Source organism: Nitrospirota bacterium (genome assembly GCA_016219645.1).
Lineage (GTDB): Bacteria > Nitrospirota > Nitrospiria > Nitrospirales > Nitrospiraceae > Palsa-1315.
In genome coordinates this window covers 102,897-124,982 of sequence record JACRLR010000026.1, presented here as the reverse complement: position 1 = coordinate 124,982, position 22,086 = coordinate 102,897, and the positions used below count along the sequence as shown (strand labels likewise).

General features: G+C 55.7%; 18 protein-coding genes. 13 read left to right on the top strand and 5 right to left on the bottom strand.

The genetic code is table 11. The features are described 5' to 3' along the window. The 13 genes from HZB34_11610 to HZB34_11550 form a co-directional block, all read left to right on the top strand. Positions 1-1,105, top strand: a 1,105-nt coding sequence (locus tag HZB34_11610) for a hypothetical protein (GenBank protein MBI5316610.1), incomplete at its 5' end; no start/stop codon positions are given. Between the two features lie 23 nt (positions 1,106-1,128). Beyond that, a complete protein-coding gene (locus tag HZB34_11605) occupies positions 1,129-1,524 on the top strand; it encodes a sxtJ (protein ID MBI5316609.1) in 396 nt (131 codons plus the stop codon). A 27-nt stretch (positions 1,525-1,551) separates the two neighbouring features. After that, on the top strand, positions 1,552-1,704 hold the full coding sequence (locus HZB34_11600; GenBank protein MBI5316608.1) for a hypothetical protein: 153 nt from the start codon (positions 1,552-1,554) through the stop codon (positions 1,702-1,704). Between the two features lie 198 nt (positions 1,705-1,902). Next, entirely contained in the window at positions 1,903-2,382 is a 480-nt protein-coding gene (locus tag HZB34_11595; protein MBI5316607.1) for a DUF2141 domain-containing protein, read from the top strand. A 238-nt stretch (positions 2,383-2,620) separates the two neighbouring features. Next, positions 2,621-3,745 (top strand): radical SAM protein, encoded by a 1,125-nt coding sequence (locus HZB34_11590; GenBank protein ID MBI5316606.1) that lies wholly within the window; start codon positions 2,621-2,623, stop codon positions 3,743-3,745. Continuing rightward, on the top strand, positions 3,720-4,304 hold the full coding sequence (locus tag HZB34_11585) for a GNAT family N-acetyltransferase (GenBank protein MBI5316605.1): 585 nt from the start codon (positions 3,720-3,722) through the stop codon (positions 4,302-4,304). Before HZB34_11590 ends, HZB34_11585 begins: the two co-directional genes overlap by 26 nt. 165 nt (positions 4,305-4,469) lie before the next feature. Beyond that, on the top strand, positions 4,470-5,963 hold the full coding sequence (locus HZB34_11580) for a hypothetical protein (protein MBI5316604.1): 1,494 nt from the start codon (positions 4,470-4,472) through the stop codon (positions 5,961-5,963). A gap of 2 nt (positions 5,964-5,965) precedes the next feature. Continuing rightward, on the top strand, positions 5,966-7,822 hold the full coding sequence (gene asnB, locus HZB34_11575; GenBank protein ID MBI5316603.1) for an asparagine synthase (glutamine-hydrolyzing): 1,857 nt from the start codon (positions 5,966-5,968) through the stop codon (positions 7,820-7,822). Positions 7,823-7,835: 13 nt separating this feature from the next. Further along, positions 7,836-8,600: a WbqC family protein gene (locus HZB34_11570; GenBank protein MBI5316602.1), complete on the top strand. Its 765-nt coding sequence runs from the start codon at positions 7,836-7,838 to the stop codon at positions 8,598-8,600. Next, positions 8,579-9,631, top strand: coding sequence for a GDP-mannose 4,6-dehydratase (locus HZB34_11565; GenBank protein ID MBI5316601.1), 1,053 nt, complete (start codon positions 8,579-8,581; stop codon positions 9,629-9,631). The genes HZB34_11570 and HZB34_11565 overlap by 22 nt, the downstream gene beginning before the upstream one ends. 1 nt (position 9,632) lies before the next feature. Then, positions 9,633-10,766 carry a DegT/DnrJ/EryC1/StrS family aminotransferase gene (locus HZB34_11560; protein MBI5316600.1) on the top strand — a complete coding sequence of 378 codons (1,134 nt, stop codon included), beginning with the start codon at positions 9,633-9,635 and terminating at the stop codon, positions 10,764-10,766. Positions 10,767-10,821: 55 nt separating this feature from the next. Beyond that, a complete protein-coding gene (locus HZB34_11555) occupies positions 10,822-11,124 on the top strand; it encodes a four helix bundle protein (protein ID MBI5316599.1) in 303 nt (100 codons plus the stop codon). 537 nt (positions 11,125-11,661) lie between these two features. Further along, the gene (locus tag HZB34_11550; protein MBI5316598.1) at positions 11,662-12,651 is read left to right on the top strand and encodes a glycosyltransferase family 4 protein; all 990 of its coding nucleotides are present in this window, start codon (positions 11,662-11,664) and stop codon (positions 12,649-12,651) included. Positions 12,652-12,986: 335 nt separating this feature from the next. Here HZB34_11550 and HZB34_11545 read toward each other — a convergent pair whose 3' ends face one another. The 5 genes from HZB34_11545 to HZB34_11525 form a co-directional block, all read right to left on the bottom strand. After that, positions 12,987-14,276, bottom strand: a complete 1,290-nt coding sequence (locus HZB34_11545) for a glycosyltransferase (protein MBI5316597.1) — start codon at positions 14,274-14,276, stop codon at positions 12,987-12,989. Between the two features lie 224 nt (positions 14,277-14,500). Next, on the bottom strand, positions 14,501-15,703 hold the full coding sequence (locus tag HZB34_11540) for a glycosyltransferase (protein ID MBI5316596.1): 1,203 nt from the start codon (positions 15,701-15,703) through the stop codon (positions 14,501-14,503). A 129-nt stretch (positions 15,704-15,832) separates the two neighbouring features. Next, positions 15,833-17,842: an asparagine synthase (glutamine-hydrolyzing) gene (gene asnB / locus HZB34_11535; GenBank protein ID MBI5316595.1), complete on the bottom strand. Its 2,010-nt coding sequence runs from the start codon at positions 17,840-17,842 to the stop codon at positions 15,833-15,835. Between the two features lie 112 nt (positions 17,843-17,954). Continuing rightward, entirely contained in the window at positions 17,955-19,916 is a 1,962-nt protein-coding gene (asnB, locus tag HZB34_11530) for an asparagine synthase (glutamine-hydrolyzing) (GenBank protein ID MBI5316594.1), read from the bottom strand. 403 nt (positions 19,917-20,319) lie between these two features. After that, positions 20,320-22,077 carry an ATP-binding cassette domain-containing protein gene (locus HZB34_11525; protein ID MBI5316593.1) on the bottom strand — a complete coding sequence of 586 codons (1,758 nt, stop codon included), beginning with the start codon at positions 22,075-22,077 and terminating at the stop codon, positions 20,320-20,322. Positions 22,078-22,086: the final 9 nt, after the last annotated feature.

Here is a 22,086-nt window from a genome sequence, read left to right as displayed (position 1 = left end):
CGGCCTGACGATGACGAGCCGCAAGTTCGATGACATATTCGGCGGCCCCCCTCGCCAGGCAGAATCGAAGTTTGGTCAGCGGGAAATGGATTTAGCTCGATCGATTCAGGAAGTCACCGAGGAAGTCATGCTGCGACTGTCTCGGACGATGCACCGGGAAACAGGCGTGGACTATCTCTGCTTAGCGGGCGGTGTCGCACTCAATTGCGTCGGGAACGGGAGGATACTGCGAGAGGGGCCGTTTAAGGGAATTTGGATTCAGCCGGCCGCCGGCGATGCAGGTGGGGCATTAGGTGCGGCATTGAGCGCCTGGCACCAGTATGAGAACAAGCCCAGGACCGCAGACAATATTCACGACAAAATGAAGGGAAGCTATCTGGGGCCGGCAAACAGCAATGAGGATGTCGAAGCAAGGCTGAAGACCCTGGGGGCTGTGTATAGTCGGCTGGATGAGAAGGATTTGTATGGTCGGGTGGCCGATGAACTGGCAGCGGGAAAAGTCGTGGGATGGCATCAGGGACGTATGGAGTTTGGACCGCGATCCCTTGGGGGGCGCAGTATACTGGGGGATGCGCGGAACACAAAAATGCAGTCTGTGTTGAACCTCAAGATTAAGTATCGGGAATCGTTCAGGCCCTTTGCGCCTTCTGTGCTGAGAGAGCGAGTGTCGGACTACTTTCAAATGAGCTGTGATAGTCCCTATATGTTGCTCGTGGCGCCGGTTCTTGAAAAACGACGACTTCCGTTCGACCCGGGCCAGAAAGAGCTCTGGGGCATTGATCTACTCAATGTGCCACGCTCGGACATTCCATCCGTCACGCACATCGACTATTCGGCCAGAATTCAAACCGTTCACGAGGAGACGAATCCCCGGTACTACAAGTTGCTCAAGGCGTTTGAGGAAAAGACGGGCTATGCCACTTGTGTGAATACGTCGTTCAATGTGCGTGGCGAACCAATTGTCTGCACGCCGGAAGATGCCTATCGCTGCTTTATGCGGACGGAGATGGATATCCTGGTAATCGAGAATTACGTGCTGAAGAAAGAGGATCAGAAGCCCCTTGAAGGGGATTCTGATTGGAAGAAGGAATTCGAGCTCGACTAGCTGAAGGGGGAGGGAGAGAGACCATGGAGCAAGCAGCCACACGCAAAGAGCTACGGCAATTTGGATTGTTGGTCGGAACAATCTTTACCGTGATCGGCCTGTGGCCGCTCGTCTTTCGCGGAGAGCCGTTGCGCCTGTGGGCAATCGCACTTGGAGGCCTGCTCATCGCGTGCGGGGGAGTGCTTCCGTCTGTATTAGCACCCGTGCATAAAGGGTGGATGTGGGCCGGGCATATTCTGGGGTGGATCAATACCAGGATTTTGCTCGGCATCGTGTTTTATGGTCTGGTGACTCCAATCGGTATTGTATTACGTCTGATGGGGAAGGATACGATGAGGCAGGGGTTTGCCGAGTCAAGTACGACCTACCGAGTGGTCCGATCTCCGAGGCCCCATTCCCATATGAAACACCAGTTTTAAACAGGTGTTCGTCACCAGGAGGTGCGTGTGGGCGATTTTGTGATGGAACTCTGGGCGTTCATGAAGGAGCGCAAGAAGTTTTGGCTCCTTCCGATAATTGTAGTGCTCGTACTCCTTGGAAGCCTGATTGTCCTGACCCAGGGATCGGCGGTGGCTCCATTTATCTATACCCTCTTCTAAGGCGTTGTAAATAACTAGGCTTGAGTTCTAACTCCAAGTGCAACACTAGGGTTCTGCCCCACTGCACAAATAAGGGCGAAGAACATCTTAAGCCCACTCCGCCGAAGTAGCTCCGGCTACGGCCGTGGCTTCTTGCGAAGGCGGGCGAAAAAGGAAGCTGTTGCGTTCCGGAGGGGGTTCGAGGAGAATGCTGTGTGTATGGCCTTCGGAAAAGCCACCCTGTTCGGCCTCGTCCTGGCCGTTCTGCTCTCGTTCCCCTCGGGAGCGCGCTCCGAGATCACGGCGAGCGAGGCGGCCTGCAACGGAGCCTCTTCCGCTATCGACGTACGCGTCCACGGCCTTCGTAGCGACCGGGGCTACGTGATGTTCGTCCTGTACGGGGACAAGCCCAAGGACTTTCTCGTCAAGGGAAAGAAAATATTCAAGCAACGCTTCGCTGCGAACCAGGAAACCGTGGAGTTCTGCGTGAGCCTCTCTAAGCCCGGCATCTACGCCGCCACGGCCTACCACGATGAAAATGGCAACGGGAAATTCGACAAAAACCGGGTCGGCCTTCCCGTCGAAGGCTTCGGCGTGTCGAACAACCCTACAACATTTCTTACCCCACCCAGCCACGATCAAGCGGCATTCACAGTCGCGCATGGCCCCACGAGGGTGGATATCGAAATTAAGTATTAGGTATGCTGATGGAAGAGTCGGTCGCCTCACCATTTATTTTATTTACACGCTGTTTTAGTGTCCTGAGTGTGAACTCCACTGACAAAATCGGGCCACACTGGAAAAGCGCCACCGCCTGGTGCCGGGTGTTCGCATCATTCGGCAAGCGGTGGCAACGGAGATTGAGGGGCGCGATGTTTGGCTTACCTAGCGGGAGACGCAGTTCTGAGGAGTGGTTCTATTGAAAGGAGACTCGACATTGGAAAATTCACATGAGCATTCTCTACAACCTCAAGGAAATAAGACATATGGCCTCAAGCCTGGAGCTGAGGAGTTTCCTTTGATGGTCATTATTTCCATCATTTACCCCTGTAACATGGGTTGTCCGAATTGCCCATATACCGATTCGAATTCGGATATCCGACGCTATTACAAAGAGCACAATGGCGAGCATATGCCCTTAAAACTGTGGAAGAAGATCGCTGATGAATGCGGTCCATATGGAGCCTGGATGCGTTGCACCGGTGGTGGAGAGCCCATGCTTCATCCTCAAATGGTTGACATGATTGAGTACGCGAAGTCCAAAGGAGCACGCATATGGCTCAACACAAATGGAAGCATGTTTGGACCTACCGACAAGTTGCGAAACAACCTCGCTCGAATCATTAAAGCCGGTATTGACTTAATCGAATTTTCTATGGATGCCTCCGACCATGAGACGTATGCGCTGTTGCGTCCGCCGCGGAGTGGGAAGCCTGGAAATGCGGAGCAGTGGTGGGCAAAGCATGTTAACAATGTCCGCGCGGCGCTCTCTCTGCGTAAGCAGTTTGTGACCACAAACCGCATTGTTGTTTCCATTATTCGTCAAGAGGCATTGGAAGGAAGAGTGGACGAAGCTGTCCAGTATTGGTTGAATGAGGTCGGTGTTGATGAAGTTATTACAAGAAAGTTTCTGTCGTGGGATGACAACACAAGAATTGATCTAAAGAAATCAGTCGATCCCCATCTTTACGCCAGCCTTCCGACGAAAAAGGAAGAGCCGTGTGTGTGGCCGTTCGAACGACTCAACGTGGATACGCTTGGGAGAATTGCTCTATGCGGGCAGGACATTTCCTTTAAGACTGCTTCGCTATTTCCGAACGCGAACGAGAAGTCGATTAAGGATATTTGGCAGGGCGAACAGTTCAACTGGTATCGGCAAATGCATTTAGATGGTCGTGGAGCAGAGTGCTGGCCCTGCCGTGGATGTTCTGCCTGGTTTGCAGGTATCAGAGACTGGGAGCATGGTTGGCAAAAGGTCTTGAAAAATTCAGGGAACCACCTCAAAGAAGTAATGAAACAAGACTTGGGTGTGGAAGTTGAAATCTACCAACCAAAGATCTAAGCGGACAGAGAAGCTTCCTGAAAAAGTAGATCGAGAACATGTCATTGGGGGACAGCTCGTCAGATTGCACAGTCTTGCGCTGCGGCATCTTGATAAGAGTCGCTCCTGGTTCAACAATCCAGAATTGGCTCGGCTGCTTGGACGAATTCGCAAGATTTCCGATGCTGAACATAAGGAGTGGTTTTCGGGGCTGCATCAAAGAGGAGATTGCGTCTACTTCGCGATTGAAGTAGGAAGCGGAGGAAGGCACGTTGGGAATATATGGTTGTGGGATATTGACTCATTTCATCGGAAGGCGGAGTTAAGGATTCTGATTGGCGAGGCAGATTGTTTAGAGAAGGGTGTTGGAACAGAAGCCATTCAACTTCTTTGCAAATACGGCTTCGGTAACATGAATTTGCACAAGATCTACGCCTATGTTCATGCGACTAACCCAAGGGCGCGACGTGCTTTTGAGAAAGCCGGGTTTGAGATAGAGGGAATCCTCAAGGAAGATCGGTGGATTGAAGGACAATTTATAAATGTCTACGTATTAGGAAGGTTGCATGGTGGGCGCTGAAGCGATTCATATGATGTATGATGGCCACGGCCTCTTCTGCATTCACAGTTTAGGACTGTTTCAGTCTGCCGATGGTAGGCATGTTGTTTCGACTCCATGACGCCCATGGTAAAAATGTAATTGTAACTGAAGAAATCCTCCCTATAGTGCCGCGCTAGAACCTTCATGGAAGTCATCTTCTCTCCACAGCCTTTCCTGTCCCCAGAGTTAAGCCTCCATGCGCAGGTATTTATTCGGACGGCTTATGGGTTGATTCTCTGCGGCACATTGCTGATCGCGCTGCCTCATTGGCGACGCTTCTTCTTGAGTGAACGCTGGGGAGGGTATGCCCAGTCGCTGCGCGAAGTTGAGTTGGTGCAGAATCCCGTAATTGCCCCCCTGGTTTTGGCTGTGTGGTGGGCTTGTGGCGTCCTCATCGCGGCGGGCGTGTGGAGTCCCTGGCCTGCCGTGCTGAACCTCTTATTCTGTCGGTATTTTTTTATTGCGATGCGTTGGAAAGGGTTGGCTCGTGGCATGGGGGCACCGGGCTTCGTGCTCTACTGGGGGGGATTGTCCGTTGTCCTGCTCGAATATTGTCTACGGTATGCTCCTGATGTGCGGCCCCTCGCACTCCAAGTGTTACAAGCAGACTTCGCCTTTATCTATTTATCATCTGGATTTTATAAATTCTCGGCTGGTTACCCTCAGAATCACGGAATGGAAATAGGCATGGCTAATCCGGCTTGGGGCTATTGGTGGAAGTCCTACATGAGTATGCCGCCGTCCCATGGTCTATTCCGATTTCTGAATCATCTAGCGTGGTCCTCGCAGATCCTGGCAGGAATTCTGATGCTTTTGCCGCCGACTCGGTTTATCGGAGGGGTGATTATTATTGGGATGTTCATCTTCATTGCGACGCAGATTCGTCTTGCCTTGTTATGCGAGGTTGTGATCTTGTCTAGTGGAGTTATCTTCTTCCATCCAGGGAGTGCCGGCGATCAACTTCTGGCCAAGATCGTGGGACCGGTCGCTCAGCCAGCGGTCGAATCATTTCCCGGTCTAGGTATTGTCAACACGGGATTGGTCATCCTGCTAGGTGCGTATTTGATCCTGCTCCCCCTTGTACACGGTGGACTCTCCTACAACTTTTATCTACGGCGATCTTTCCCTCTGCCGATACAGAAAGCACTTGAGAAGTACACGAACTTTTTCGGGCTTATCGTTTGGAGGGTCTTTTCCGTTGACCTCATTAATTTCTTCATTCGAGTGTTTCGATGTCCTGAGGGTCGGGCGCATGAAAGAGTGCTCATCTCTTGCCATGGACGTGGGGGAGGGTTTCGATTCGATCACGTCGTCGAATCCATTACGCTGGCGTGTATTTTTACAACGCTCAAGTATTATCCAACCAACAAGGCTCTCTTCGATGAGCGATTGCTTCGATACGCCAAAACCTTTAAATGCCAAACCAATGACTTATTGCTGTTCGAATATGTCAGCCTCAAGAAGGAGTCTGATAGGTTTGTGTTTACTCCGGTAGCTGAGTACGTGGTTGATCTCCGTGCAATGACAGTGAAGGAGCACGTACTAGACACGTCGGTTTCGACGAGAGCCGTGCATGCCGTATCCCCGGTTCACGAAGGTCGCCGGCCTGGCACCTATGCTCCATCAGGAGGGCAGTAACCATGTGCGGCATTGCCGGATGCTTTGGGGCAAACGAGGAACAGGTTGTGAGAGAGATGATCACGACGCTTGCCCATCGTGGGCCCGATGATGAGCATGTTATTGCAGGAAAGGATTTTTCGATAGGAGCAAGACGGTTGAGCATCCTTGATTTGCCAGGCGGTCGGCAACCAATCTCAAATGAAGGAGGGACAATATGGGCAGCGCAAAACGGAGAGATTTACAACTTTCCTGAAATTCGACGGCAGCTGGAGGAGCGAGGGCATCGCTTGCAGACCCACTGTGATACGGAGGTATTGCCCCATCTGTACGAAGAACACGGGACAGATTTTGTGGCACACATCGATGGCATGTTTGCTGTGGCCATCTGGGACGATAAGGATAAAGTTGGCTTGTTGGCCCGAGACCGGATGGGAAAGAAACCATTGTACTATTGTCTCCACGATGGTGCGCTGTTTTTCGCATCGGAAATTAAGGCACTTCTGCGTCTTCCAGGATTTGAACGGCGGCTGAATCTAGAAGCGCTGCATCACTACCTGAGTTTCAAGCATGTCCCGCATCCTTCATCGATTTTTAGTGGAATTGCCGTCCTGCCTCCGGCACACCTGTTGACCTATCGTCCTGGGCGGGAGCCATCAGTCCGGCGGTATTGGGATCTCGACTTTTCAGGGAAAGGCGGGAGTGCCGGGATGACGGAAACAGAGATCACAGACCACCTCTTGGTTCTTCTCCGGCAAGGGGTACAACGCCGATTACTTTCTGATGTTCCGATCGGGTTTTTCTTGAGCGGAGGGCTCGATTCCAGCTTGTCGACGGTGCTTGCGGCAGAACTTTCGGCCAGCAAGATCAAGACCTTTACGCTTACATATTCGCGGGACTCGACGACGGAAGGGAAAGAGGAAGATCGGCGCTGGGCCCGGTGGGTTGCAGACCGGTATAACACAGAACATCATGAGGAAACGATTCAGGTCACAAACTTCCCCGAAAACCTTCGCCGCATTTTGACTTGCTTCGATGAGCCGTATGCCGGGGTGGTCTCGACGTATTTCTTGTCCCAACTCATTAGTCGGCATGTTAAGGTGGCGCTTTCCGGTGATGGCGCTGATGAGTTATTCGGGAGTTATCTTTCGCACCGGCTGGCAGTGCCGTTGAGCAATTACCAATCCTATCAACAAACCGGAGATGTGAAGGGGCTAGAGCCGTTCGATAAGCAGCTGGATTTTCTGGCCAAACTGGCAGAACCGGAGGATTGGGCTTGGCGATCTAAGTTGGTCGTGTTCAGTGACGCTGAGAAAGAATCCCTCTACGCTCCTGATATGTGCCTAAAAGGGAAAACCTTCAGCAGTCGGGAACGCGTTCGCCAGGACTTTTCGGGGCTTTCAGCGCGCGACCCTCTCAATCGAATCCTGGAAGCCGAATTCCGCACGATTTTCCCGGATCAAGTTCTTGCATTCGTTGACAGACTCTCCATGGCACATTCCTTAGAGGTCAGGACAGCCTATCTCGACACGGATTTCGTGTCCTTCGTTGCTGGTTTGCCTGGAAGACTCAAGATTAAGGATGGTGAGACCAAATATCTACTCAAGAAGTTGGCGCTCCAGTATTTTCCTTCCGAGATGGTGTATCGGAAAAAAGAAGGGTTTCTCATGCCCATTACTCAGTGGCTGCTTCGAGATCTCGAAACCTACGTTCGGGATACCTTAAGTCCACAACGATTGAGTAAGCACGGACTCTTCCGGTCCGAATACGTGCAAGGACTCGTAGACGGTTTGTATCAAAACCATTCTGATCACCATGCTGTGAATAAAGTCTATTCGCTGTTGGTATTTCAAGAGTGGTACGAATTATACATGGTGTAGTCAGACGCCGTGAATGAGCCGACCGACCTCGGCGGCTACTGTTCGCGAGGTCACCAATTCCATGTCTCAAACGGATTTGACACTGTGTGTTCTCCAGCCTGGCTATCTGCCTTGGCTCGGGTTTTTTGACCAAATGCGCCGCAGTGACATCTTCGTCATCTATGACGATGTGCAATACGACAAGCATGGTTGGCGGAACCGCAATCGAATCAAGTCGCCCGATGGCCCTTATTGGCTGACTGTTCCCGTTCGCCATAAGGGGTTGGGGTGGCCGAAGATCAACGAAATCGAGATCGACAACCAATCGGCTTGGGCGAAGAAACATGTCGGAACGATTCGGCAGTTTTACTCCAAGGCGCCGTACACCACCCAGTATCTGCCCATGCTAGAGAACCTCCTGTCAAAGCCATGGGCTTCGCTGGTAGAGTTGGACATGGCGGTGATCACATTGATATGCACATGGCTGGGGCTCGATCGTCATGTCGTGCGCTCCTCCTCGTTGGGCATCGAAGGGGCCCAAAGTGAACGACTCTACAAGTTCTGTGAGCATTTTGGCGCACGGCAGTATCTCAGCGGTAGCTCGGCAAAGAACTATCTCGACCTTGATTTATTCGCGCGGAATCGTATCGCGGTCATATGGCAGGACTACCACCACCCGGTGTATCCACAGCAACATGGAGAATTTGTCCCCTATCTTTCCGTGCTGGACCTTGTGCTAAATTGTGGGCCTGAGAGTTCAGGAATCTTGGCTCGTCAATGTACAGAGGAGAAAACGTGAAGACCATACTCATTACCGGTGGAGCAGGTTTTATCGGGAGCAACTTTGTCCGCTATCTTTACGACAAATATCCGAATTGCCGATTGATTGTTCTCGATGCCCTCACGTACGCCGGCAATGTCAAGAATCTCCCGGTTGATATCAATAACGGTTCCGATGAGCGCCTGATGTTTTGGTATGGGAACGTGAGAAACGGTGAACTGGTTGACACTGTTGTGTCGCAGTCAGATGTCGTCTTCCATTTCGCGGCCGAATCACATGTGACCCGTTCTATCTATGACAACCTGTTGTTTTTTGAGACGGACGTACTCGGGACGCAGGTGGTTGCCAACGCGGTCTTGAAATACCGAGACCGGATAGAGCGCTTCATTCACATCTCGACATCGGAGGTCTACGGGAGTGCCGTCGCCGACAAAATGGGGGAAGATCATCCGCTTCTTCCCATGAGTCCCTACGCTTCGGCCAAGTGCGGGGCCGATCGTTTAGTGTATTCTTATTGGGAAACGTATAAAATTCCGGCGGTCATTGTCAGGCCGTTCAACAACTATGGCCCTTATCAGCATCTTGAGAAGGTCGTGCCGAGATTCATCACCAGCTGTCTTCTTGGCGAACCGCTTACCGTTCACGGAGACGGATCGGCTGCGCGGGATTTCATCTATGTCCAGGATCATTGCGAAGCATTGGACCTGATCCTCCACGCGGATCGTGACAAAGTCGTTGGTGAAGTGATCAACCTCGGAACGGGCTTGCACACCGATTTACTGACCATCGCCAATGCGGTTCGGGATCTGATGAAGCCCAAGAATAGTCCGATTCAATTTATCGGAGACCGGCCAGGACAGGTGTTTCGACATACCTGCGACTACTCTAAGGCCAATCGTCTTCTTGGATGGTCTCCGCGTGTGTCCTTTGAGCAGGGATTGGAACAGGCCGTTCAGTGGTATCGGGACCATGAATCATGGTGGAGGCCGCAGATGTGGATGAGGCATATTCCGATCATTACAGCGGATGGTAAACGGGAGTTACATTAAGATGTCTATTCCCTTCTTTATGCATGACCTTGGTGAACCAGAGATAGAGGCAGTGCGACGGGTGCTGGCGGGGCCGATCCTCACGACAGGTGAGGTTGTGGCGACGTTTGAGCGCCGATTTGCCGATTACCTTGGCCGTCGCCATGCACTTGCCGTGACCAGTTGCACCGGCTCATTGCATCTTTCACTCCTGGCGTTGGGTATTGGCGCAGGTGACGAAGTGATTACTACCCCCATGACCTTCATTGCGACTTCGACTGCAATCATCGAGGCTGGGGCCAAGCCGGTGTTTGTTGATGTGGAACCAGATACAGGAAATTTGAATGCTTCTCTGATCGAAGCCGCGATTACTCCGCGTACCAAAGCGATCATCCCGGTGCATCTGTATGGCCAGATGTGTGATATGCGGGCAATCCGAAAGGTTGCGGATAAGCATGGTCTCTTCGTTATTGAAGATGCAGCGCATTGTGTAGAAGGAATGCGCGACGGCATTCGACCAGGTGAATTGGGAGATACCGCCTGCTTTTCATTTTATGCGACGAAAACCCTTACATGCGGTGAAGGTGGAGCGTTGGTGACTGATCGTGATGCGTTGGTGGAAAAGCTGCGTCTTTTGCATCATCACGGCATGACGAAGACAGCGGCAGATCGTCATCGAGAGGGGTACCAACATTGGGACATGACTGTACTCGGATGGAAGTACAACATGGACAACATCCATGCGGCATTGCTTCTGCCGCAACTGGAACGATTGGAAGAGAATTGGCACAGGCGTGAGACTGTCGCGCAATGGTACGTTCAGAGGCTGAAAGAGTGTCCTGGCCTTTCGTTCATTTCGTCCAAGCCTGGCGTACGTCATGCGAGGCATCTCTTCCCTGTTTGGATCGGGAATGGTCGCCGTGACGGAATTATTCAAGGTCTTCAGCGCGAGGGGATTGGTGTGGTTGTCAATTATCGCGCCATCCATTTGTTGACCTATTTCAGGGAAACATTCGGTTTCAGGGCGGGGGTCTTCCCCCATGCCGAACGTATTGGAAACGAAACGATGTCTCTACCGTTCTACCCTGCGATGTCTGAGAAACAGGTAGTCGTGGTTACGGAGACACTGACACGTCTACTTAAGGAAGGGGCATGATTCATCCATCAACTTTCGTTTTCAGATTGATCAGACGCTACGGGTCTATTAAGTCATCAATCAGAGTTCTACATGGAAAAGAGATGCGCGTCTCCGTGGTCAGATACAGAGCGCCGCAGCTTCAGCGATGGGCAACATAGCGGAAGGATTCGTGCGTCGTTCGAATAAAGAGTTTTTGCAGTATCTGTTCATCGCTATCTCCTCGTCCGCAGAAGTTCGAAGTCATCTGTACATTGCAGTTGATCAAGGGTATCTGTCCAAGGACTCGTTTAAATCGGTTTACGCGCAGGCTCTTCCTCCTTTGACGGGCCTTTTCTCGTGGAATATTTCTTGTGCTTTGTTCCAGGGCGCCATGTGAGGAAAATCCTTCGCCCCCTCTTAAATCTGGCCGCCTGGCCCTTGAAGTAAATTGACGTTCTGATTCGCCGAAGTCCGAATCCCCGCATGGCTGTCGATGCGTTCCACTGTGTGGGGGTGAAAATGAAATGCTTGTGCCCCGAAATGCTAGGAGAGGCTGACTCCTGTGCATAATGAGGCCCCTCGGACCTCCGGTGTCGTTTCCAGTAAGGAGATGTCAGGTGGTCTTGGCGAGTAGTCACGGGGACCCTTGATGGACGACTCTGGAGGGAGACGACATTTGGACCCTGTCCGCGTTCTCCATCTGATTGATGGACTGAGCGGCGGAGGATGTGAGCGCTTTTTGTGGGATATCGTGCGCTTATCGCCCCCAGGGATGTTGAGGCATCGGGTGGTGACGATTCGCCCTGAGAGGCCCGATTTTGTTTACGCAGACCGCTTGCGTGAAGCAGGCGCCTACCGTCAACCCCGCACACGATCCTCTTTGCACCGGACAGGAGAGGCAGGTCATCCTCCGAAACGACCGAAGAAGATGACCATGGCTCGTCAGCTGAGGCGGAAGGTACGGCGCGTCGCTTGGTACGCAAGGATGTGGCGGCATCTGGTCACAGCCCTCATTCAGTTTCGCCCGGATGTCATCCACGTCCACATGTTCCGGGGATTCACCAGCGGGGCCCTGTTGAGGCTTTTGTTCCGGATCCCTGTGGTTCACACTGTCCCTTGCCTGGTCTCCCAAATGATCGACGAGGGAATGCCATGGATGCCGAAGCGTTACGTTCGGTTCGGTAGGTCCGTAGACTATTTCTTTACGGGTTACCGGGAAGAGCTGCTCGGCCTGGGGATACCCGCGTCGAAAATACGTGTGGTCAATGGCGTGGTGAATCTGAGCTCGCTCAACAGGGTGAAGGCCAAACGCGAGCAGTTCTACACATCGATCAGGGAGGATTTGCAGTTACCCGACAATGCTCTGATCGCGCTGTCTGTAGGACGATTGCATCCCACAAAGGGGCACCTGTTCGCCCTCGAGGCCATTGCAAGTCTGGTGGGCCAATTCCCCGCGCTTCACTGGGTTCTGCTGGGTGCAGGGGATCAGTACCAGGAGCTGTTAGCGCGCGTGGAAACGTTGGATGTCAGCCGGCACGTCCATCTACTGGGGTTTCAGGAGGATCCCCTCCCTTATTACGCGGCGGCAACGCTGTACCTGCGAACCAACATTCTCGAAGCCGAAAACCTCTCCAGCTATCAGGCGATGGCTATGGGCCTTCCCGTCATCGGATTCGATACGGGACAGGAGACTGAGCTGATCAACAAGGTGGGCCATGGCGTCCTGGTGCCCAACCAGGATGCCGGCGCTCTGTCCCGCGCGATCGCGGAGATGCTAAGCCTACCCGACCTGGGACGGGCAATGGGGTTGCGTGGCGTCGAGTACAGTCAGGCGAACCTGGACATCCAGCAGGCGGTCGAACAGTATACCTCCGTCTACATCGCGCTCCGTGATAGACATAATCATGACCCCAGCGGCCAATGACTCCATGGACCTTTCCACACTCATCCAACCGTTGAGCTGCTGAGCGATTTCAGCGATTCCCGATAAAGACACCGAGGTATCAATCCACCGCGGAATCGACGGAAAAGCCAAGTGGCCTGCGCCACAACCGTAAGCGAGAATCGTGTCCCTCCCCGATAAATATGGACGGATTTTTCTGAAAACCTCATCTCCATAAGGATACGTGAAGTATCTTTCAGGAAAGCGAGACTCATAACTCCAGAACTTTGCGATAAGGTCAGGAGTCTATTCAAGCTTAGGGTCCTGCATGGTGGATTGCTGCGCCCTAAAAGAAGCCACAGGAAAATGTCGCTGGGCTAACAGGGTTCAAGTGTTCGAATCCGAACCTGTAATCTGTTGGCTAACAACACATCGAGATATTGCTCCACGGCGTGGTCGACCGAAAAGAGCGAGGCCCGCTTCTGCAACAGTCCTCTATCAGGAGGGGCATCCAGCGTCGAGAGGATGGCCTGGGCCATGGCCGCCGGGTCGCCCACCGGCACGAGCCGGCCGTACTGTCCGTCCTCCAGGATTTCGGCCGGTCCGCTTGGACAATCGGTGCTCACGACCGGGCAGCCGCAGGCCAGCGCCTCGATCAGCACGCCGGGGAGTCCCTCATAGGCTGAGGAGAGCACGAAGACCGCGGCACGTGCCATGTAGGCGAACGGGTTACTCGTGAACCCTGGCAGAGAAACGTCCTGGTCGACTCCAAGCTCGCGCGCTAGCGCTTCGAGCTTGCGCCGCATCTCCCCTTCACCGAGTAGGAGAAGCCGCGCCTGACGCTGGGCCCGCATCTGCGCGAAGGCCTGGAGCAGAGTGGGAAAGTCTTTCTGCTCCGTCAGGCGTCCTACGGCGATGATCACGGGAGGCGCCCCGGGCTTGAACCACGGATGGTCGATCGGGGCTTCAGCCTTCTTGGCCAACTCCGAATCCACCACGGGATTGTACACCGTCGTGACGAGCTCAGGCGGCAAACCTCCCAGCGTCCTCAGGTCGTCGGCAACCCCGCGCGAGACCGCGATGATGCGGTCCGCCTCGGGATACGTCCGCCGGATCAATGGCACGATGAACCGCCACCGCCATTTTCGTCTGTCGGCCCCGTACCGCAGGTGACTCGGCAGATGGATATGCTCGCTGATCACCGTGCGGACGGAGACGCCGGCGAGCCGCCTGGCCCACAAGGCGACGAGATTAAGATCCGGCTCCGCCGAGAGTAACACGGCTGGTCTTTCCTCGCGAAGGTAACGCACAAGGGCCGGCAGGCAGCGGAGCGCGCCGTGCGACTTACGCGGAAGCAGGACGGGCATCGCAAGCTGAATAAGGTGCTCAGGCGCTGCGCGGAACGCGTGGAGCCCTCCCATCCACCGAGGCGCCGTTTCGAGCGCGACGACCCTTATGGCGCTCGGCACACTCTCCCTAAACTCTCCCTGAGCTTTGTACAATACTAAATCCACTCTGTGGCTCCGGTCAGCGAGAGCCCGAGCGAGATGAAGCATTATCCTCTGGATTCCCCCACCTTTCAGATTGGCCATTAGCAGGGCGACATGCTGTCCCTCCCTGCTGTCAGGACTTCTGGCTTCGCTCGGTCCTTCGCAGAACTGCGTCATAACTTGTTTGCGTCGGTCAGCCGATCGACTACGTTGTGGGTTCCCGCAGCCCCCTGCGGAACAATTCGGGGAGTTTGCTGCCCAGACGACAGAGGGAGAATACGCCTCAGGTTTTTCCGGGTCTTGTGCCGCTCATCTGGCCGCACCTCCTTTCGCCTCGTCACGAAGGCAATGCCGGACAGGTTCCTAGCGGCGGGCTTGAGTGCGCTTCCAGGCCAGGCCTCTCAGTTGCGCGCAAACAGTACCTCGAGATATTGCTCCACGGCGCGATCGACCGAAAAGAGCGAGGCCCGCTTCTGCAACAGTCCTCTATCGGGAGGGGACTCCAGCGTCGAGAGGATGGCCTGGGCCATGGCCGCAGGGTCGCCCACCGGCACGAGCCGCCCGTACCGGCCATCCTCTAGAATTTCGGCCGCTCCGCCCGGGCAGTTCGTACTCACGACGGGGCAGCCGCAGGCCAGCGCCTGAATCAGCACGCCGGGGAGTCCCTCATAGGTTGAGGAGAGCACGAAGACCGCGGCACGTGCCATGTAGGCAAACGGGTTACTCGTGAATCCGAGGAGGGACATGTCCTCGGCGATGCCGAGCGCATGCCCAAGGGCGGTGAGTTCGCGTCGCATCCGCCCTTCACCGAGGAGGAGAAGCCGCGCCTGGCGCTGGGCCCGCACCTGCGCGAAGGCCTGGAGTAGAGTGGGAAAGTCTTTCTGCTCCGTCAGGCGTCCCACGGCGATGATCACGGGAGGCGCCCCGGGCTTGAACCACGGATGGTCGATCGATGCTTCAGCCTTCTTGGCCAACTCCGAATCCACCACGGGATTGTACACCGTCGTGACGAGCTCAGGCGGCAAACCTCCCAGAGTCCTCAGGTCGTCGGCAACCCCGAGCGAGACCGCGATGATGCGGTCCGCCTCGGGATACGTCCGCCGGATCAATGGCACGATGAACCGCCACCGCCATTTTCGTCTCTTGGCCCCGTACTGCAGGTGACTCGACAGATGGATCCGCTCGCTGATCAGCGTGCGGACGGAAACGCCGGCGAGCCGCCTGGCCCACAAGGCGACGAGATTAAGATAGGTGTCCGCTGAGAATAACACGGCTGGTCGTTCCTCGCGAAGGTAACGCACAAGGGCCGGCAGGCAGCGGAGCGTACCTTGCGACTTGAGCGGAAGCAGTATGGGCATCGCAAGGTGAATGAGATGCTCGGGCGCTGCGCGGATCGTGTGGAGCCGTCCCATCCAGACAGACGCCGTTTCGAGTGCGATGACCCTTATACCGCTCGGCACACTATCCACAAAGTCTCCCTGTGCTTTGTACACCAGTAAATCCACTCTGTGGCCCCGGTCAGCGAGAGCCCGACCGAGATGAAGCATTGACCTCTGGACTCCTCCGCCTTCCAGAGAGACCATTAGCAGGGCGACGTGCTGCATCTCCCTGCCGTCAGGACTTAGGGCTTCACTCGGTCCTTCGTGGAACTGTTTCATAACTTGTTTGCGTCGGTTTCGCCGGCCGACTACGTTGTGGGTTCCCGCAGCCCCCTGCGGAACAATTCGGGGAGTTTACTGCCCAGACGAAACCTTGTCATCGACATGCTCGCAAATAGAGTTGCGGCCCAAGGCAGTCGCATCATTCCAGGCCTGAAACATGAGCAGGTTCCACAGCAAGTAGTCATGGTTTTGGAACCCGGTGACATGCTGTTGCCAGATCCGCCTTACTGGTTCAGGGCGTAGGAAGCCTTGCTCGCGAATGCGTCTTTCGTCGAGCAGGGTTTCCACCCAGTCGCGCAAGGGACCTCGAAGCCAATCCGTGATCGGAACATTGAACCCCATCTTCGCCCGCTCCGTGAGATCGCGAGGAACGTACCGCGCGAGCACTTCTCGGAGAATCCACTTTCCACTTCCCCTGTTTATCCGCATCGGCATGGGCAGACTCCAGGCAAACTCGATCACCCGGTAATCGAGGAAGGGGCAGCGGACTTCGAGCCCGACGGCCATGCTCGCGCGATCAACCTTGACCAGAATGTCGTCGGCCAGGTAGTCCACCAAGTCCAGGTGCAGCATGGCCTGGATCGGCTCCGACACCTTCGCCCATCGGCATGGGTCGGTCAGCACGGTCGGAACCGGGCCCGCACCCACCACAAACTCCGTCGCATTCTGGCAGCGAGCGTGATGGCGAGTGAGAAGATCTTGCGGACTCTCGGCAGTCAGCCGTTTCGCGATCTTTTCTAACTTCGCTCCGATCCGCTTCAAGGATGCGCCTTGCCCAGGCCCAGCGGACGGACGAGCCCCGAACAGGTGCCAGCTGAGCCGGCCCAGCGCACTCATCACCGTCGCCGCGTCTTGTCGGAGCCATACCGGGTACCGCTTTATGTGCTCCCAGTGCGTCTGGCATCGTCGATAATGTTTGTACCCGGCGAACAGTTCGTCCCCTCCGTCCCCGGAAAGCGCGACTTTGACAGCTCCACGGGTCAGCCTGGAGACCAGATAGGTCGGGATCTGGGAGGGGTCCGCAAACGGCTCGTCATAGATGGTCGGCAGATCTGGGATGACGTCAAGGCCGTCGTTCGGGGTCACGTACAGTTCCGTATGGTCGGTTCCAAGATGGCGCGCAATCTCCTTTGCATGCTCCGCCTCGTTGAATTTTGGCTCATGGAATCCGATCGAAAACGTTTTCACCCTGGCCGTGCTCATGGATTGCATCAGCGATACAATGGTGCTCGAATCGACGCCCCCCGAGAGCAACGCCCCCAGGTCCACGTCGGCGACCATACGCCGGCTGACGGCTTCCCTGAGAAGTGAATCGAGCGCCTCAGTGGCCTCTTCACTGGTTCCTGAAAATGGCTCGCGTTCACCGCGCTCGGCGACGTGTTGCGCAGACCAGTACGCGACCGGCGCCGATGTTATCGAAGACCCGTCAGCGGTGAAGGTCAGGAAGGATCCTGCGGGCAGTTTGCGGATCTTCTTGTATATACAATACGGCGCAGGAATCCGAGAGTACTTGACTAGCAACCCCAGCGCGTCACGATCGATTTCATGGTCGAAATTCTGGTGGACGCGGAGCGCTTTGAGTTCCGATCCGAACAAGAATACGTCTCCGCACCAGCCATAGTAGAGCGGTTTCTTTCCTACACGGTCACGCGCCAGCGTGAGGGACCGGGTTTCCTTGTCCCACAGACCGAACGCAAACATCCCGTTCATACGCTGCAGCGCAGGCTCAATCCCCCATTCGGCGAGCGCGCCCAGCATGATTTCCGTATCACTATGACCGCGAAATTTGTGGCCTTGCGACTCGAGGTCTTGGCGAAGCTCAGGAAAATTATAGACTTCGCCGTTGTACGTGATCACATACCGACCGCATTCCGACACCATCGGTTGTGCCCCGGCATCGGACAGGTCCAGGATGGACAGCCGCGCATGCCCGAGCGCCAGCCCCACCCTCATGTCGGTCCACACACCGGACCCATCCGGTCCGCGGTGGTGGAGCGTTCTTGTCATGCGCGTCACGATAGCACGAAGCTCACTGTCGCCAAGGAGGCGTGCGCGAGATACGAACCCACAGATTCCACACATGGAGTGTTTCTTCTCCTGCCTAGGACGTTGTCGAGCGTACGGTCATGACTCGGTACTGTTTCTGCGACGGTTCGATGTCGCTGCGCCGATGCAGATCGGCTGAGGTGTCCTCTCAACAGCCATGGGTGCGAAACCAGGCTTGAAACATGAGCAGGTTCCACAGGAGGCTGCCGTGATTCCGATATCCTGCCAGATGCTGGAGCCAGGTGAGGCGCACCGTATCGGGACGTAACAGGCCCTGCTTCGTTAGAAGGTTCTCGTCGAGCAGATCCTCGGCCCACCCCCTCAAGGGGCCCCGGATCCAGGCGCCGACGGGCACCCCAAAGCCCATCTTTGGCCGTTCGGTCAGCTCTGGGGGAACATACCGTGACAACAGACTGCGCAAGATCGGTTTCCCTCCGTCTGGCCCGAATCGCATGGCCGCCGGCAATGACCAGGCGAACTCGATGACATCCCTGTCCAATAGGGGACAGCGGACTTCCAGCCCGACGGCCATGCTGGCTCGATCCACCTTGGCCAGAACATCTTCGGGAAGATAGTCAGCAAAATTCAAATACATCATGCCCAGCACTGGGTCCGACAATACGGGCCACCGGCTCTGGTCCGTATGCAGCGTGGGGACAGGCTTCGCGGTCGGCACGAACTCGGTTGCGTCGCGGCACCGCACATGATGCCGCGCCAACAAATCCACTGGACTTGATGCCCTCATCCGGAGAGCGGTCCGTTTGAGGTTCGCCCCGGGTGCCCGGAGCTCGAGCCCTTGGGCCGGTTCGGTGCCATTACGAAGTGCGAAAGCAGCCCAGCCGGCGCGATCCACTGCCTCGATCAAGCCGGCCACGCTCTGCTTGACAGGGCCCGGGATCCATCTCAAGACGTTCCCGTAATAACGGAGGCAGCTCCGGTACCGCTTGTAGCCGGCGAAGAGTTCATCGCCCCCATCACCCGACAACGCCACGGTAACCGTTCGGCGCGCCAGCTTGGAGATCAGATAGGTCGGGATCTGGGAGGGGTCCGCAAACGGCTCGTCATAGATAGTCGGCAGATCGGGAATGACGCCAAGGCTGTCGTTCGGGGTCACGTACAGTTCCGTATGGTCGGTTCCAAGATGGCGTGCAATCGCCTTTGCTTGTTCCGCCTCGTTGAACTTTGGCTCATGGAATCCGATCGAAAACGTTTTCACCCTGGCCGTGCTCGTGGATTGCATCAGCGACACAATGGTGCTCGAATCCACGCCCCCCGAGAGCAACGCCCCCAGGTCTACGTCGGCGATCATGCGTCGGCGTACGGCCTTGGTCAGGAGGGAGTGGAGCGCCTCGGTGGCCTCTTCGAACGAACCGGCGAAGCGCTCCCGTTCGGCGCGCTCGATGACGTCGCGAGCGGACCAGTACCGGCGGGGTGACGCATTCGCGCCCGGCCCGGATGGGGCGATGGTCAGGAAGCTCCCCGCTTCGAGTTTCCGGACTTTCCTGAAAATGGAGAAAGGCGCCGGGATCCACGAATACTGGATGAACAATCCTAATGCGTCGTTATCGAGGTCCCCTTGAAAATCAGGATGGGCCCGTAATGCCTTCAACTCCGATCCGAAAAGGAACGTCCTGCCACACCAGCCGTAGTAGAGCGGTTTCTTCCCTGCACGATCCCTCGCCAACGTCAGGGTCCTGGATTCCTTGTCCCACATGGCAAACGCGTACATGCCGTTCAGGTGTTGCAGTGCGGACTCGATGCCCCATTCCGCGATCGCCTCCAGAACCACTTCGGTATCCGAGTGCCCACGAAATCGATAGCCACGGGACTCGAGATCTTGGCGAAGCTCGGGAAAATTATACACTTCCCCGTTGTAGGTGATCACGAAGCGTCCGCAAGCAGAGGCCATGGGTTGGGCACCGGCCGGCGTCAGGTCGATGATGGCGAGCCGGCGATGCCCCAGCGCGATGCCGGCCCGCTGGTCCACCCATATTCCTGAGCCGTCGGGGCCTCGATGGTGAAGGGTCTCGGTCATTCGGCCGGCCAGTTCCCGAAGGCCGCTTTCTTCTCGAGTCGGCGTTGTTTCCAGAAAACCGGCAATACCACACATTTCAAATATCTGTCATTTCCTTAGGAGCCTGTCCGACATTGACCGTTCTACTACGGCGAATGATCTGTGACCATCTGCATCGTTCTCGCCCCGAAAAAATCCTCAATGTATTCCAGCGAATACACCTCCGGTTTTTCCGGGCCTGTGGCCTCGCATCTGGTCGCACCTCTTTCGCCTCGTCACGAAGGCAATGTCGGACAGGCTCCTTAGCCCGCATTATTCATGACGGTTCGTCACGAAATCACCCGAAAGTGCGTTCCTCGTGAAGCGTATCTCGTATCTCGCATGCGACGATACCGACACATTCATTCCGTCCTGCGCTTCACGCTTCACGAAGAACGCTTCACGCGCAAGCGCAGCGGATCGGCGATTGTAGCAGAAGGTTCAATTTCCTACGATCCTGCTATTTTGGCAGGCTCTGCGGCTCACCGAAAACAAGTGGCGACTCCTTGCCGTTTGAAGACAAGGAAACGCGTCCACGTTCCAGCCGATACACGCTGTCGGCAGCTTGAACGATGGCCGGTTGGTGGGAGATGGCCAGAATCGTGAGCTGGCCTTGAAGCCCTTGGAGCGTACGGCAGATCGCAGCCTCGCTGTCGGGATCGAGCGCGCTGGTGATTTCGTCCAGGATCAGCAGTTTGGGCCGATGCGCCAATGCCCTGGCGATGGCGATGCGCTGGCGTTGGCCCCCGGACAACGCGGCTCCGCGCTCCCCGACCGAACTGCTTACCCCCATTGGCAAGACCTTCACGAAGTCCCAGGCACCGGCGGCGCGCAGTGCTTCTTCGGCGTCAGCCTCCGTCAAGTTCGCATCGCCGAGCGTCACGTTCAGGAACACTGAGTCGTGGAGCAGGAACGTTTCTTGCGGCACATACCCGATCATCCTGCGCCACTGCTTGAGATCAACCTGCTCCAACAACAGGTCATCGATCCAGACATGCCCTTGCTGCGGGCGTATGAGCCCCGTGAACAAATCTGCGATTGTTGTTTTTCCCGCTCCTGAAGGTCCCACGATAGCGGTGAATGAACCGGCCGGAATGCTCAAGGACACATCACGAAGGACCTGGGTCGTTCCATAACTGAAAGAGACTTTGTCCAGTCGAAGGGATTTCTCGAGCAGGGGAGTCAGACCTCCAGGCGCCGCTTCGCGGTCGCGCGTGGCTCCCTCAATGGTGGCCTGTAGCGACCAGAATGCGCTATCAAGGGACCGCATCCTCTGAAAGTCTCGCTGCATTTTCGAGAGAGACGTCAACAGCTTGGCGATGACAAGCACCATGACCATCACGGCGTTAAACGGGAGCTTCAATGCATCCAGTGCCACGTACAATCCGGCCGCGATGACAATTGCAAAGACCAGATCCTGAATCGCACTCAGCGCTTCCGTGCTGATGACCTCTCGCCGGAGAGCTTTGCTCAACCGCCTGGTATCCGAGCTGAGAAGAGGGCCAACCAGGTCCTCACGCGCCATCGCTTTGAGCGGTTTGACGGACTGCAGGCTGTCGGTCAAGCGGGTCATGAGGGACGTCAACAGTTGCGTCTGGCGTTGCCCGGCCTTATGGGTTATGCGCACAAGACTATTGAGCGCAAAGACCACGATGGCGCCCACCGCCAGAACTCCCAACGTGGCCTTCCAGTCAACGAGAAAGGCCACACCGGCGTACACTCCGGCTTGAACGAGATAGGAGACAGCCTTGGCTCCTTCCTGGTAGCCGAGTGAAGCCCGAATGGCTTCTGTTCCCACCGAGTTGGCCAGGCCCCCGACCGGTTGCCGAACGTAGAACTCCCACTTGGCAGCCAGCAGGCTCCGGAGGAGGGTGAGTCGAAGGTCGGTGGCGACGTGTGCGACGGTGTACCCAACATGCGCTCTGGCCGCCAGCAAAAAAATGGACTTGAATGCGATACAGAGGACGATGATGGTCAGCAACGGTCCCACGGTTGGGTTCAAACCCACATACGACAGGGATTGAGTCAGAAAATCCCCAACGCCGAATAGGTTGATACCGCTACCTTTACCCTGCCCAGTCTCACCCGTCACCGCACCGATAACCGGAAGGAGTAAGAGCAAGCCGACTCCCTCGGCGACGCTGGAGAAAAGCAGGCAGAAGATGCTCAGGACGGTGCGCCCTGGATACATCCTCGCGATGGTGATCAAGAAACGCATGGCGACATG

What these genes read in the sequence shown, in the direction of transcription:
- HZB34_11605 (MBI5316609.1), top strand. Translation starts at nt 1,129, where the DNA reads ATGGAGCAAGCAGCCACACGCAAAGAGCTACGGCAATTTGGATTGTTG.
- HZB34_11595 (MBI5316607.1), top strand. Translation starts at nt 1,903, where the DNA reads ATGGCCTTCGGAAAAGCCACCCTGTTCGGCCTCGTCCTGGCCGTTCTG.
- HZB34_11580 (MBI5316604.1), top strand. Translation starts at nt 4,470, where the DNA reads ATGGAAGTCATCTTCTCTCCACAGCCTTTCCTGTCCCCAGAGTTAAGC.
- asnB (MBI5316603.1), top strand. Translation starts at nt 5,966, where the DNA reads ATGTGCGGCATTGCCGGATGCTTTGGGGCAAACGAGGAACAGGTTGTG.
- HZB34_11570 (MBI5316602.1), top strand. Translation starts at nt 7,836, where the DNA reads ATGAGCCGACCGACCTCGGCGGCTACTGTTCGCGAGGTCACCAATTCC.
- HZB34_11565 (MBI5316601.1), top strand. Translation starts at nt 8,579, where the DNA reads ATGTACAGAGGAGAAAACGTGAAGACCATACTCATTACCGGTGGAGCA.
- HZB34_11560 (MBI5316600.1), top strand. Translation starts at nt 9,633, where the DNA reads ATGTCTATTCCCTTCTTTATGCATGACCTTGGTGAACCAGAGATAGAG.
- HZB34_11550 (MBI5316598.1), top strand. Translation starts at nt 11,662, where the DNA reads ATGGCTCGTCAGCTGAGGCGGAAGGTACGGCGCGTCGCTTGGTACGCA.
- HZB34_11545 (MBI5316597.1), bottom strand. Translation starts at nt 14,276, where the DNA reads ATGACGCAGTTCTGCGAAGGACCGAGCGAAGCCAGAAGTCCTGACAGC.
- HZB34_11540 (MBI5316596.1), bottom strand. Translation starts at nt 15,703, where the DNA reads ATGCAGCACGTCGCCCTGCTAATGGTCTCTCTGGAAGGCGGAGGAGTC.
- asnB (MBI5316595.1), bottom strand. Translation starts at nt 17,842, where the DNA reads ATGTGTGGAATCTGTGGGTTCGTATCTCGCGCACGCCTCCTTGGCGAC.
- asnB (MBI5316594.1), bottom strand. Translation starts at nt 19,916, where the DNA reads ATGTGTGGTATTGCCGGTTTTCTGGAAACAACGCCGACTCGAGAAGAA.
- HZB34_11525 (MBI5316593.1), bottom strand. Translation starts at nt 22,077, where the DNA reads ATGCGTTTCTTGATCACCATCGCGAGGATGTATCCAGGGCGCACCGTC.